This window comes from Yimella lutea (assembly GCF_006715095.1).
GTDB lineage: Bacteria > Actinomycetota > Actinomycetes > Actinomycetales > Dermatophilaceae > Yimella > Yimella lutea.
In genome coordinates, this window is sequence record NZ_VFMO01000001.1 from 2987433 (window position 1) to 3000464 (window position 13032).

Consider the following 13032-nt stretch of genomic DNA (forward strand, 5'->3'; position numbering starts at 1 on the left):
AACCAGCGAACGCCCGACCCATACCCAGGTTTCCAGGAACCAGGTTTCGAAGAACCAAGAGCCCCGACGACGGGCCGTCGTCGGGGCTCTTCGAGTGCCGGAGGTTTCGGCACTCAGCGGCGTCAGAGGTTGCCGCGGCGGTCCTGCTCGCGCTCGATCGCCTCGAACAGGGCCTTGAAGTTGCCCTTGCCGAACCCGAGCGAGCCGTGCCGCTCGATCAGTTCGAAGAACACCGTCGGGCGGTCACCCAGCGGCTTGGTGAAGATCTGCAGCAGGTAGCCGTCTTCGTCGCGGTCGACCAGAATGCCGCGCTTCTGCAGTTCTTCGACCGGCACGCGAACGTTGCCGATGCGGGCCCGCAGCTCCGGGTCCTCATAGTAGGAGTCAGGGGTGTCGAGGAACTCGACTCCGTTGGCGCGCAACGCATCCACCGAGTTGAGGATGTCGTTGGTGGCCACGGCGAGGTGCTGTGCGCCGGGGCCGCAGTAGAACTCGAGGTACTCATCGATCTGCGACTTCTTCTTGGCGACGGCCGGCTCGTTGAGCGGGAACTTCACCCGGTGGTTGCCGTTCGCGACAACCTTGCTCATCAGCGCGGAGTAGTCGGTGGCGATGTCGTCACCGATGAACTCGGCCATGTTCACAAAGCCCATGACCTTGTTGTAGAAGGTGACCCAATCGTCCATCTTGCCGAGCTCGACGTTGCCCACGATGTGGTCCAGGGCCTGGAACAGACGCTTGGGCTGACCCTCGCGCTTGACGAACGTCGAGGACGCCTCGCAGTAGCCGGGCAGGTACGGACCCTCGTACTTGGAGCGGTCGACCAGCGTGTGGACGGTGTCGCCGTACGTGGCGATCGCGGCGATGCGGACGGTGCCGTGCTCGTCGGTGATGTCCTCCGGCTCACGCACGATCTTCGCGCCGACCGAGCGGGCCCGATCGATGCACTTGTCGACGTCAGGCACCTCGAGCGCGATGTCGACGACGCCGTCGCCGTGCTTGCGGTGGTGCTCGACCAGTTCGCTGTTGGGGTCGACCGCGCCCTTGATGACGAATTTGATGGAGCCGGACTTCAGCACGAACGACTTGTGGTCGCGGTTGCCGTTCTCCGGGCCGCTGTATGCAACGAGGTCCATGCCCCAGACGCTCTGGTAGTACTGCGCCGACTGGGTGGCGTTTCCGGACACGAAGACGATGGCGTCCCAACCGGTGACAGGGAAGGGGTCGTTCTTGGCGTCGTACTCGACGAGGCCGACCAACTGCTTCAACTGGTCGAAGTCGAGGTTGGCTTCGCGCTCCTGCGCAGTGAGGTCAAGGGTGTCAGTCATGGACACACTGTGACCCAAGCCACAGAGACTGTTCAACCGGGCCTTCCAAGCTTGATCATCATGTACAAACTGACACCTGCGGGCGCGTGAACTCTATACAGTTCGACCATGTTGGACCATCTCGACCGCCGCCTGCTGCACCTCCTGGACGCTCAGCCGCAGATCGGAGTGCTCGGCGCCGCCCGTGAACTCGGCGTCGCCCGCGGCACGGTGCAAGCCCGCCTGGACAAACTGCGCTCGCGCGGCGTGATCGCCTCGGAGAGCCCTTCCCTCTCCCCTGCCGCCATGGGCTTCCCGGTCACCGCGTTCTGCACCCTGTCGATCGCCCAGCGGCACGGACACGACCCGGCCATCGCACATCTGGCCGGTGTCCCGGAGGTGTTGGAGGTACACACGATCACCGGTGAGGGCGACCTGTGGATCCGGATCGTCGGTCGGGACAACGGCGATCTACAACGCGTGATCGACGAGGTGCTCGCGACGGACGTGGTCGTGCGCAGTTCGACGGTGATCGCACTCGCCGAGCTCGTCCCCTATCGCACTCAGCCGCTGGTGGAGGTCAGTGGTTGAGCGCGATGGCGAGATCGGATGCCGCTGATTGGACCGCGGCACCGACACGGTCGCCGTCGAACGGCGCCATCGCGACCAGGCCGATGGAGGCGTCCAGCCCGTGCGCGCCTATGACCGGGGCGGCCAATCCGTGTGCACCCGGCTGGAGTTCGCCGTCGCTGGTCACCCACGAGTCGTTCCCGTCGCGCCCGCCGAGGATCGCCCGGCCGGCGGCGCCCACCTCCAGCGGGTGGCGAGTGCCCTCGCGGTAGGAGACGTGCAGACCCGTCCAGCGCGGCTCGACGACAGCGATCGCGAGCGCCTCGGAGCGGTCGGCGACGGTGAGGTGCGCGGTGAGTCCGGTGTTCTCAGCGAGCTCCCGCAGGATCGGTGAAGCGACATCGCGCAGGCCCGGCCAAACCGCGTTGGCGAGGTGAATGAGCCCCACTCCCAACGAGATTCGTCCGTCGATGCGGCGAATCACGATGTCGCGACGTGCCAATGAGGCGACCAGACGGTAGATCACCGGACGCCCGACACTCAGCTTCTGGGCCATCTCGGTGACCGTGAGCCCACCTGCGTGCGCCGGGTCGGCGAGCAAGGCGATGACCGCGAGGCCACGATCCATCGTCTGCGAGGTCTCACCGCCCAGGTCGTTCTCATTCACCATGCGATGCACCGTACCTGCCGGCACGCGGAGGATAGGGTCGTTCGGCCATGACCGATCGACTCGCAGTCCTCACCGATACCGGCAGCATCAAGGATGTGCCGGGGGTGCGCGTCGGGCACCGCACGATCGTGCGCCACGACGTCCGCACCGGCGTGACCGCCATCGTCCCCACGCCTGTGCCGACACCGGAACGACCGCTGCCATGCGGGTTGTTCGTCGGCAACGGACACGGCAAGCTCATCGGTTCGACCCAGGTGGCCGAGATGGGCACGTTGGAGACCCCGATCGTTCTCACCAACACCCTCAGCGCGTTCGGTGCTGCGGACGCGCTGGTGGGATGGATGCTCGACCGTCCCGACTGTGCCGACGTGGTCACTCTCAACCCGTTGGTCGCAGAGTGCAACGACTCGTGGCTGTCCGACATCCGGCAACGGGCGGTCACGGCTGCGGACGTCCGCGCAGCCCTGGACGACGCGAGCGACGACTTCGCGCTCGGTGCCGTCGGAGCGGGCACCGGAATGCGCGCCCTCGGGTTCAAGGGCGGCATCGGCACCGCGTCCCGTGCGGTCGGAGACCAGCGACTCGGCGTGCTGGCTCTGACCAATTTCACGGGCCATCTCCGACTCGACGGACGGCCCGTCGAACCGGCCAACACGGCTGATCCGGAAGGAAATTCGTGCGTGGTTGTCGTCGCGACCGATGCCCCGCTCGATGCACGCCAACTCGGCCGCATCGCCCGTCGCGGGGTGTACGCGATGGGCACGGTCGGTGCCGCGTACAGCCACGGGTCGGGTGACTACGCAATCGCGTTCAGCACACGCCGCGCGGACGACGCCCGCTCGGGCTGCGTTCGCGAGAAGGATCTCGATCCGTTCTTCAGCGCGACGCTCGAGGCGTCTGCGCAGGCGATCGTCTCCTCGCTCTGGCACGCCGAGACCACACACGGTCGTGCGGGCCATGTGGCGTACGGGCTACGCGAGACCCTGCGCGAGCGCGGCCTGCTCGACCGTTGAGTTCAGCGCTTGCCGACGAACCAGCGTCGGATGAGATCGATGCGAGCGCCGACCTCGTCGTTGGAGGCGCGGTCCAGCGTCGGTCCGCCGCACTGCCCACGCAGATCGTTGTGGATGACCGCGTGCGGCTGCCCCGTCTTCTTGGCGTAGGCGGCGACGAGTGAGTTGAGTTCCTTGCGCCGGGCCGCGAGCGCCCGGTGAGCGGCGAGCGGGGCGTCCTGTTCCTGCTTCTTCTTGGTGCTCTTGCTCTGCTGCTTGGCTTGCCGTTCACGCAGCAGATGAGTCATCTGGTCGGGTTCGAGCAGACCGGGAAGTCCGAGGTACTCCTGCTCGTCCTCACCACCGGTCTCGCTGCCCAGACCCCACTGCTGCTTGTCGAACAGCACATGGTCGAACTCCGCCTCGGACTCCAGCGCCTCGAACGACATCTGCTCGTCGGCCAGCGCTTTCTCCTGCTGGTTCGCCTCCTGGAGCAAGCCGTCCTCCTCGGCCCACAGCGGCTCCTCCCCCTCGGGCTTGGGGCGGTCGAGCGCATGGTCGCGCTGCTCCTCCAGTCGGGCGGCGTGTTCGAGGATCAGCGGGACGGTGGGCAGGAACACCGACGCCGTCTCACCGCGTCGCCGGGCACGGACGAAGCGCCCGACCGCCTGGGCGAAGAACAGTGGCGTCGAGGTGGAGGTGGCGTAGACGCCGACGCACAGACGCGGGACGTCGACGCCCTCGGACACCATGCGCACCGCGACCATCCACCGGTCGTCGGACGCGGCGAACTGCTCGATGCGGGCCGAGGCCCCGGCGTCGTCGGACAGCACGACGGTCGGCTTGACACCGGTCAACTCCTCCAGCGTGCGCGCATACGACCGCGCGGCCGTCTGGTTGGAGGCGATGACCAGGCCTGCGGCGTCCGGGACGTGCCGACGCACCTCGGACAGTCGCTTGTCGGCGGCGCGTAGCACGGCAGGGATCCACTCGCCCTTGGGGTCGAGTGCGGTGCGCCAGGCGGCAGCCGTGACGTCCTTGGTCATGGGTTCGCCGAGGCGGGCCGCGATCTCGTCGCCCGCGCGGGTACGCCACCGCATCGCCCCGCCGTACGCCATGAACAGCACCGGCCGGACGACGCCGTCGCGCAGCGCCTCGGAGTACCCGTAGCTGTAGTCGCTGGCCGAACGACGGATGCCGTCGGCGCCCTCCTCGTACCGCACGAACGGGATCGGGCTGGTGTCGGAACGGAACGGCGTACCGGTCAGCGCCAGCCGGCGGGTCGCGGGCTCGAAGGCCTCGCGGATCGCGTCACCCCACGACTTGTTGTCGCCGCCGTGGTGGATCTCGTCGAGGATCACCAGCGTGCGGCGGGCGAGGGTGCGAGCGCGGTGCAGTGCCGGACGGCTGGCGACGCCCGCGTAGGTCACCGCGACGCCGTCGTAGTCGGCGGCGTGCTCCTCCTGGGCGTTGGTGAAGCGCGGGTCGATGTTGATCCCGACCCGTGAAGCGGCGTCGGCCCACTGCACCTTGAGGTGTTCGGTCGGCGCGACGATCGTGACCTGGTCGATGACACCGCGGTCGATGAGCTCGGTCGCCAGCCGCAATGCATACGTCGTCTTGCCGGCACCGGGGGTCGCGACTGCCAGGAAATCGCGGGGCTCATGTTCGAAATAGGTGTGCATCGCCCCGGCCTGCCAGGCACGCAATTTGCCGGCGGTGCCCCACGCTGCGCGTTCGGGGAAGGCCGGCGACAGATGGGAAGCGGCCGAGGTACTCACGATGGCAAACCCTAACCGCCCACGGTGACAACGATCGAATGCGCAGGTCAGCGCCGTGAGGCGGAACGAGCTCGCCAGGCCGCCCAGGACGCACCGCGGCGGCCGACCCCACTTCCGAGGGATTCGGCCGCCGCGACGCGCTGGTTCAGATGCGCCTCACAACCAAGGACGGTGGGTCAGGCGCGGTAGGTCGTCCACTGGTTCTGCATGCGGGTGACCTGCCCCGGGGTGAACTTGTTCATGCACACGTCGCTCGTGTAGTCCATGAAGTTGGTGATCGGGTCGAGTCCGGCAGACGACGGGCAGGAGTCGCGGCCGGTCGGGCAACCGGATGCCGGTGAAGCCTCCGCGGGGGTGTCGCTCACCTGGTCGCCCTGACCCTTACAGCCGCCCTGGAAGGTGTGGTACAGGCCCAGCCAGTGACCGACCTCGTGGGTGCCGGTGTCCCCCTGGTTGTACGGCGCGGCACTGCCGCCGGGCAGGCTCTCGTCGAGCAGTACGACGCCGTCACGAGAGCTCAGGCTGCTGGTCGGGAAGGTCGCCCAGCCGAGCAGGTCCTGGCCGAGGTCGGCGGTGTAGACGTTGAGGTCGCCCATGTCGCCCTTGCGCAACTTGGACTTCATCTGCGACTCGGCGGTCGAGCCGTGCACCAAGCCGTTGTACCAGGTGGCGTTGTTGGTGCGGTCGGTCGAGACCAGGCGGAAGGAGAAGCCCGAACCGCTGTAGGCCTGGTTGAGCACGGAGATCTGGGTCGACACCTCGGAGTCGGTCAGCGCACCCTTGGTGCCGTCGGTGATCACGTGGAAGTACACGTCGATGACCGCGGCACTGAACGTGCCGGTGCCCGGCTTTGCTGCCTTTGCGCCGGTCTTGGTCAGCTTGCCGTCGGCGTTCTTCGCCAACCCCTTGCGAGCGGCGTCCGCCTGGAACTTCTTCTCTGCGGCCGCCACCTGTGCCGGGGTCAGCTCGTTCGGGTCGTGCTTGCCGGAACCGTGCTTCACCCGGGCGGTCGCTCCGGCGCCTTCGTGGTCATGGCTGTCGGGAACACACACCGACGCGGAGTCGATCTTGGCCTGGGCGAGCGAAAGGCTCGCGTTCGCGCCGGGGGCGAGGCTGAACGCGGCGCTACCGGCGAGAGCGACGGAGGCGAGCACGGTGGTGGAACGGCGGATCATGAGCGTCCTTTCCAAGACGTCAGCCGGACGGCGGGGCGCCCGGCTCAGGGGAACCCGCTCAGGCTAGAAACAACTCGGTCAAGACGAGGTCAAGAGACGACAAAGATCGCTCCAGACTTCTGCGACTCCCGCGACGGAAGGACGACGAAGGCCCGGCGTGGTGCTTGCACCGGGCCTTGGTCTGATCTCGTGAGGTCAGTCGCCGGAGTCGTCGCCGCCGGCGCCGAACTTCTCGTACACCTCTTTGCAGGCCGGGCAGACCGGGAACTTCTGCGGGTCACGACCGGGCACCCAGACCTTGCCGCACAACGCCGTGACGGGGTCTCCGGACAGCGCGCTCTCGAGGATCTTCTCCTTCTTCACGTAGTGGCTGAACCGTTCGTGATCGCCCGGTTCCTGCAACTGCGGTTGGACCTCTTCACGCTCGAGGACACCCGTCGAGGTGCTCGGCGACGAGAGGCGTTCGTTCTCCAACGGTTCGGTGCTCATGCGTCCAGCATAGGTCGGCGCTGACAAAATGACCGGCAATGAGTCGTCCCCCGCAACGCACCGGCGGTGATAGCCGTCGCGGTCGGGGCGTTCGGTGGTCACCTGCCACAACACGTCGACCAGGGAGGGTTTCCGGATCGCCGGGTCCGATGTACCGCTCGACCCCGTGAACCGGGTCAGTTCATCGTCGGGTCGTCCGGGAAGGTGATCGACCAGGCGGCGACTCCCCCGACTCGACGCAGCACGTCCTCCCACAGACGCAGGGGCGATTCGGAGAAGGCGTCGGCAGCTTCGGCGTCCACCACGAACCAGTGACCTTCGCGGATCTCGGTCTCCAATTGGCCCGGACCCCAACCGGAATGACCCGCATAGATACGCAGTGCCGCGATCTCGGGAAGCACGACCGAGGGCGGGGCGTCCAGGTCGACCAACCCGACTCCACGGAACAGTCTCTTCAGACCGAGCGACTCCCCGCCACCGGGCATCGAGACGAGCCCGAGCGCGGAATCGAGTCCGAGCGGACCGCCCTGAAAGAGGTGGTCCGGGTCGGTGACGTGCTCCTGCCAACCCGGCAGGACGGCGTCCACGACGGCTTCGAGCGGGCGGTTCAGCACAATGCCGTGGGCACCCTCGCTGCTGTGGTTGAGCAGCAACACCACCGAGCGGTCGAACAGGTCGTCGTCGGCGACGTCCTGTTCTTCGCGCGGGACTGCGACCAGCAGTCGTCCGGTGAGGTTGTCCACCGTCCCATTCTGACGCGAGCCGATCCTGCTGTGGACGACTGCCCCGGCGCGGATGCGATGTCGCCGAGCCAGAACTGCTCAAACCGCGGATCAGAACCCCCCAGATGTGCAAACCGCGACCGATCGGCCGCGGTTTGCACCACCAGGACGTTTCAAACCACGGTTTGCACAGTCCCGCTATGACTCAGTAACGCGGACGACGTCCACCGTCACGGCCGCCACGACCCTCGCGGTCACCGCGGTAGCCGCCGCCCCCGCCGCCACGGCGCGGACCACCCCGGTGGCCACCACCGGCGTAACCGCGTCCACGACCCTGGCCGCGTCCACCGCGACCTGGCTGCAACACCTGCTGCAGGTCGTCGTCGCTCACCGGTGCACCCTGCGGGGTGCTGCCCCCGGTGGCCGCGATGACCTCGTCGCCCGGACGGGTCTTCTTCAGTTCGGTGTCGACTCCCGCCTGGTCGAGCAGACGCTCGACGGTACGGCGCTGGTGCGGCAGCACCAAGGACACCACGACACCCTGCTCACCGGCGCGAGCGGTACGCCCGGAACGGTGCAGGTAGTCCTTGTGGTCGGCCGGCGGGTCGACCTGCAGGACGACGCCCACGTCGTCGACGTGGATGCCGCGAGCTGCGACGTCGGTGGCGACGAGAACCGGCAGGCGTCCGTCGCGGAAGGCCGACAGTGCGCGGTTGCGCTGGCTCTGGTTGAGGCCGCCGTGCAAGGCAGCTGCGACGACGCCGCACTCGCGCAGTTCGGAGGCGATGCGGTCGGCACCGAGCTTGGTGCGGGCGAAGACGACCGTGCGTCCGGGTCGGTTGACGACCTCGGCGGTGACGATCTTCTTGTCCTTGGGCTCGATCAGCAGCGCGTGGTGCGCCATCGTGGTGACGGTCGCGGTGCCGTCGTCCGTCGAGTGCTCCGCCGGATCGGTGAGGTACTTCTCGACCACACCGTCGATGCCGCGGTCGAGGGTGGCCGAGAACATCAGGCGCTGGCCGTCGGCCGGCACCAGGTCGAGGATCTCCTCGATCGCTTCGAGAAAGCCCATCTCCGCCATGTGGTCGGCCTCGTCGAGGATCGTGATCTCGACGCGGGACAGGTCGGCTGCGCCGCGCTCGATGAGGTCCTTCAGACGACCCGGGGTGGCGATGAGGACGTCGACGCCGCGCTCGAGAGCCGACAGCTGCGGCTCGTAGGGCATCCCGCCGGCAACCAGCTTGTGGCGCAGGCCGATGACGTGCACCAACGGCTGCAACGCATCACTTACCTGCATGGCGAGCTCACGGGTCGGGACGAGGATGACCGAACGCGGCTGGTGTGCGCGCGCCTTGCCGCCCTTGGCCAGACGGGTCAGCGTCGGCAGACCGAACGCGAGCGTCTTGCCGGAGCCGGTACGGCCACGGCCGAGGACGTCGCGCCCGGCGAGGGCGTCCGGGATGGACGCGGTCTGGATGGGGAACGGCTGGGTGATGCCGTCACGGGCCAAGCGCGCGACCAGCAACTCGGGAAGACCGAGATCGGCAAAGCCATTGCCCTCCAACTCGATCGGCTCGGTCGTGGTGACCTCGTCGACCTCGTTGCGCTCGGACCAGCCGAACGCCTCGTTGGTCGGCTCGAGTTCCTCGAGGTGACCTGCGGGCTTCTCGGTCTCTTCGAAACGGGGACGCTCGTCCCGGCGGTCGAACGAACGACGGTCATCACGGCCCTGGTAACCACCACGGTTGCCCTGCGGACGGTCGTCACGACGGAAGCCGCGGTCGTCGCGGCGGCCGAAGTCGCGTCCACCATCGCGTCCGCCATCGCGGTCCCAGCGACGCTGACCACGGTTTTCGGAGCGGTTTTCGGAGCGGTTGTCGGAGCCACCGCGGGGACGGTCGTCACGGCGGTCGAAGGAACGTCCGCCCTGGTAGCCACCACGGTCGTTGCTGCGGTCACCCTGAGCACGGTCGAACGAACGACGCTCATCGCGGCCCTGGTAGCCACCGCGGTCGCCCTGCGAACGGTCGTCACGACGCTGGTAGCCGCCCCGGTCACCCGTGCGGTCACTGTTGCGGTCGTCGCGACGGTCGAAGGAACGTCCGCCCTGGTAGCTGCCACGGTCGTTGCTGCGGTTCCCCTGAGGGCGGTCGTCACGACGGTCGAACGAACGACGGTCATCGCGGCCCTGATAGCCGCCGCGGTTACCCTGCGGACGGTCGTCGCGCCGGTCGTACGAGCGACCCTCACGGTTTTCGGAGCGACCCTGGTACCCACCACGGTCGTTGCTCCGGTCATTGTTTCGGTCGTCGCGGCGGTCGAAGGACCGGCGGTCGTCGCGGTCGAACCGGCGAGCGCCGGAACGCTCCGGACGGTCCTCGCGGCGGGCGGGCTTGCCGCGTTCGGCGGACGTGCGACGAACTTCGCCGCGCTTGGCCTCGACCTTCTGGCTACGGCTCCAGCGGGCCTTCTTGGTTCCGTCGTTCTTCTTGGGCGTCATCGTGCAGTACCTCTTGTCGGATTACGGGCACCGCAAGAGAACCCCTACAAGGGCCGATTGTCGGCCGAAAGTGACTGCGTTTCAGGCGTATTCGCCACGCTGTGGATGGGGTGATCCGGGTGCCTCAGATCTCGGCGCCCACAAGAAAATTCACACAGATGAACGCAAGATCGCGAAAATGGATGCCCCCAGTCTAACGGCTCCCGCGAGAACTTCCGACCACGCAGGGGTTGCCGGGCGGTGACGTCGGGCACACCGTGGCGCTCCTCGCCCCGAGACACCCGGAAGTGCACGAGGGAACTGCGCCTACGCAGTTCCCTCGTGCCTTTCGCGCTACTTCGCCCGAACGTCGGTCAGTCCTCGAACGGCTCGTCCTGCTTGGTGCTGTGCCGCTCCCCTTCGAGTTCGGCGCGGGCAGCCTTCTCGACGGCGCGGGCCACGACCATCGAGATATCGGGCTGGAACACCGACGGGATGATGTAGGCCGGGTTGAGTTCGTCGGGGCTGACGACGTCGGCGAGCGCTTCAGCCGCAGCCAGCATGATGTTGTCGTCGATGCCGTCCGCTACTGCGTCGAGCAGGCCGCGGAACACACCCGGGAACACCAAGACATTGTTGATCTGGTTCGCGAAGTCGCTGCGGCCGGTCGCCACCACGGTCGCGTGCTGAGCGGCGGCGGTCGGATCGACCTCGGGCATCGGGTTGGCGAGCGCGAAGACGATCGCGTCCTCGTTCATGGTCGCGATGTCGTCACCGGTGAGGATGTTGGGCCCGGAGACCCCGATGAACACGTCCGCGTCGCGCAGCGAGTCGCGCAGCGTGCCCGAGATGCCGTCGGGGTTGGTGTGGTCGGCGACCCAGCGCAGGAACGGGTCCTTGCCCTCGACGATGTCCTCACGGTCGCGGGAGACGACCCCCTTGATGTCGGACACCACGACGTGGGTGGCGCCGGCGGCGAGCAGCAGTCGGGTGATCGCCGTACCGGCCGCGCCGGCTCCGGACTGAACGACCTTGACGTCCTTGAGCTCCTTGCCGACCACGCGCAGCGCGTTGCGCAGTGCGGCGAGCACGACGATCGCGGTCCCGTGCTGGTCGTCGTGGAAGACCGGAATGTCGAGTTCGTCGCGCAGGCGGCGCTCGATGTCGAAGCAGCGCGGGGCGGAGATGTCCTCGAGGTTGATCCCCGCGAAGACCGGCGCGATGGCCTTCACCGTGGCGATGATCTCCTCGGTGTCCTTGGTGTCGAGGCAGATCGGGAACGCGTCGATGTCGGCGAACCGCTTGAACAGCGCCGCCTTTCCTTCCATGACCGGCATGGCCGCGAGCGGGCCGATGTCGCCGAGCCCGAGGACTGCGGTGCCGTCGGTGACCACCGCGATCGTGTTGCGCTTGATGGTCAGGCGGCGGGCGTCCTCGGGGTTGTCGTGGATCGCCATGCAGACGCGTGCAACGCCCGGGGTGTAGACCATCGACAGGTCGTCACGGTTACGGATCGGGTGCTTGGACTTGATCTCGATCTTGCCGCCCAGGTGCGCCAGGAAGGTGCGGTCGCTGACCTTGTGGACGACGACGCCGGCGACGGTACGCATGGCCTCGACGATCTCGTTCGCGTGGTCGCCGTCGCGCGCGGCGACGGTGACGTCGATCTTGATGCTCTCGGCGTCGGACGAGGTGATGTCGAGGCCGGTGATGAGGCCGCCCGTGCGCTCGATCGCGCCGGTCAACTCACTGATCGCGGTGGCCCGGCCGGGCACCTCGAGTCGGACGGTGATCGAGTTGGAGACGGAAGGCATCGCAGTCATGACTCCTTTCTTACCGTGTCCATGCCTGCCGTGCGGACGGGGTCACGTGTCAGGGTGGGTTCATGCGGCAGACACAGAGCGGAATCACCGTCATCGGGTCGTCCACCGTGAGCACCGCTGCCGACCGCGTCCGCCTCCGGATCGCTGTCGAGCAGTCCGCGGCCGGTGCCGCCGAAGCACTCACCCCGGTCCTCGGAGAACGCCCGGACGTTGCGTGCCGGACTGCGCGGAGCCGGCATCGCCGAGCGGTCCATCCAGACCACCGGACTCTCGGTCGACGTCCAGTGGGGCGAGCGCCAGAAGGTGCGGCCGCTCGCGCCGCAGCGTACGACGACGCCGTGGAGCAAGCACGAGCCCTCGCGCAGAGGTCCGGACGAACCCTGGGTGAGGTGCGTTCGGTGACCACGGTGATGCCCGCGGACCGCCCGGAAATTTATAGGGGGCAGACCATGGCGATGGCCAAGGCGGGCTCGTTCGCACCCGGCGAGATCGAGGTCGCCGAACAGGTGCAGGTGAGTTGGGGCTGGGCCGACTCCACAGCGTGACGTGCCCATTCGGTGGTGGTGGAGGTGGCGGGAATCGAACCCGCGTCCGCTCACCGCGAGAAGGGACTTCTCCGGGTGCAGTGCGCTGTGGATTTTCTCGGCCCCAGGGCTCGCGCGCACACGTTCCCTGACAGGCCCAGTCGAGTAAGAGTCCCGCGTCGTCCCTCGACATGACGACGCAGCAAGTTCTCTAGCTGACGCCAGACACTGAGGCGAGAACTAACTCAGGCTGACGGACTTCGAGGCTCGCTCAGGCGGCGAGGGCGAAGTCGGTGCGCTTGTTGTTGGCACCTATTGGTTTTGCACGGAGCGTTTACGAGATAACCGTGCCTCCTCGACCCGCTTCTCCCTCGTCGGCGATCAACGTCGAAACCGATCACCCCCGAGTTCGTGTGGTGGCACACCTGAAAGTTCAGGGGTGACACCGGCGAGCACGTCACGCTGTGGAGTTGTAAGGCTTGGCCAGCCTAACGGTGTAA

Annotated in this window: 11 protein-coding genes and 1 other RNA gene; 3 read left to right on the plus strand and 9 right to left on the minus strand. The window is 67.4% G+C overall.

What is annotated here, in order from left to right:
- Window positions 1-122: 122 nt before the first annotated feature.
- Entirely contained in the window at window positions 123-1328 is a 1206-nt protein-coding gene (gene hppD, locus FB459_RS14425) for a 4-hydroxyphenylpyruvate dioxygenase (RefSeq protein ID WP_141928991.1), read from the minus strand.
- Window positions 1329-1436: 108 nt separating this feature from the next.
- Between hppD and FB459_RS14430 the strand changes: the two genes are divergently transcribed.
- A complete protein-coding gene (locus FB459_RS14430) occupies window positions 1437-1898 on the plus strand; it encodes an Lrp/AsnC family transcriptional regulator (protein ID WP_129625736.1) in 462 nt (153 codons plus the stop codon).
- Here the strand turns inward: FB459_RS14430 and FB459_RS14435 are convergent.
- Entirely contained in the window at window positions 1888-2547 is a 660-nt protein-coding gene (locus FB459_RS14435; RefSeq protein WP_129625737.1) for an IclR family transcriptional regulator, read from the minus strand. The two genes, FB459_RS14430 and FB459_RS14435, sit on opposite strands and share 11 nt — an antisense overlap.
- 47 nt (window positions 2548-2594) lie before the next feature.
- Between FB459_RS14435 and FB459_RS14440 the strand changes: the two genes are divergently transcribed.
- Window positions 2595-3560 (plus strand): P1 family peptidase, encoded by a 966-nt coding sequence (locus tag FB459_RS14440; protein WP_141928992.1) that lies wholly within the window; start codon window positions 2595-2597, stop codon window positions 3558-3560.
- Between the two features lie 2 nt (window positions 3561-3562).
- Here FB459_RS14440 and FB459_RS14445 read toward each other — a convergent pair whose 3' ends face one another.
- The 6 genes from FB459_RS14445 to FB459_RS14470 form a co-directional block, all read right to left on the minus strand.
- A complete protein-coding gene (locus tag FB459_RS14445) occupies window positions 3563-5320 on the minus strand; it encodes a DEAD/DEAH box helicase (RefSeq protein WP_129625739.1) in 1758 nt (585 codons plus the stop codon).
- A gap of 176 nt (window positions 5321-5496) precedes the next feature.
- Entirely contained in the window at window positions 5497-6495 is a 999-nt protein-coding gene (locus FB459_RS14450; RefSeq protein ID WP_141928993.1) for a zinc metalloprotease, read from the minus strand.
- 195 nt (window positions 6496-6690) lie between these two features.
- Complete coding sequence (locus FB459_RS14455; RefSeq protein WP_129625741.1) at window positions 6691-6984, minus strand: DUF3039 domain-containing protein; 294 nt, start codon at window positions 6982-6984, stop codon at window positions 6691-6693.
- Window positions 6985-7160: 176 nt separating this feature from the next.
- Window positions 7161-7727: a YqgE/AlgH family protein gene (locus FB459_RS14460; protein WP_141928994.1), complete on the minus strand. Its 567-nt coding sequence runs from the start codon at window positions 7725-7727 to the stop codon at window positions 7161-7163.
- 184 nt (window positions 7728-7911) lie between these two features.
- The gene (locus FB459_RS14465) at window positions 7912-10206 is read right to left on the minus strand and encodes a DEAD/DEAH box helicase (RefSeq protein WP_141928995.1); all 2295 of its coding nucleotides are present in this window, start codon (window positions 10204-10206) and stop codon (window positions 7912-7914) included.
- Window positions 10207-10559: 353 nt separating this feature from the next.
- Entirely contained in the window at window positions 10560-12008 is a 1449-nt protein-coding gene (locus tag FB459_RS14470) for an NAD-dependent malic enzyme (protein ID WP_141928996.1), read from the minus strand.
- A gap of 62 nt (window positions 12009-12070) precedes the next feature.
- On the opposite strand from FB459_RS14470, the gene FB459_RS14475 reads away from it, so the two are divergent.
- On the plus strand, window positions 12071-12553 hold the full coding sequence (locus FB459_RS14475) for an SIMPL domain-containing protein (protein WP_141928997.1): 483 nt from the start codon (window positions 12071-12073) through the stop codon (window positions 12551-12553).
- A 16-nt stretch (window positions 12554-12569) separates the two neighbouring features.
- Here the strand turns inward: FB459_RS14475 and ssrA are convergent.
- Window positions 12570-12937: a transfer-messenger RNA gene (gene ssrA / locus FB459_RS14480) on the minus strand.
- Window positions 12938-13032 lie beyond the last annotated feature (95 nt).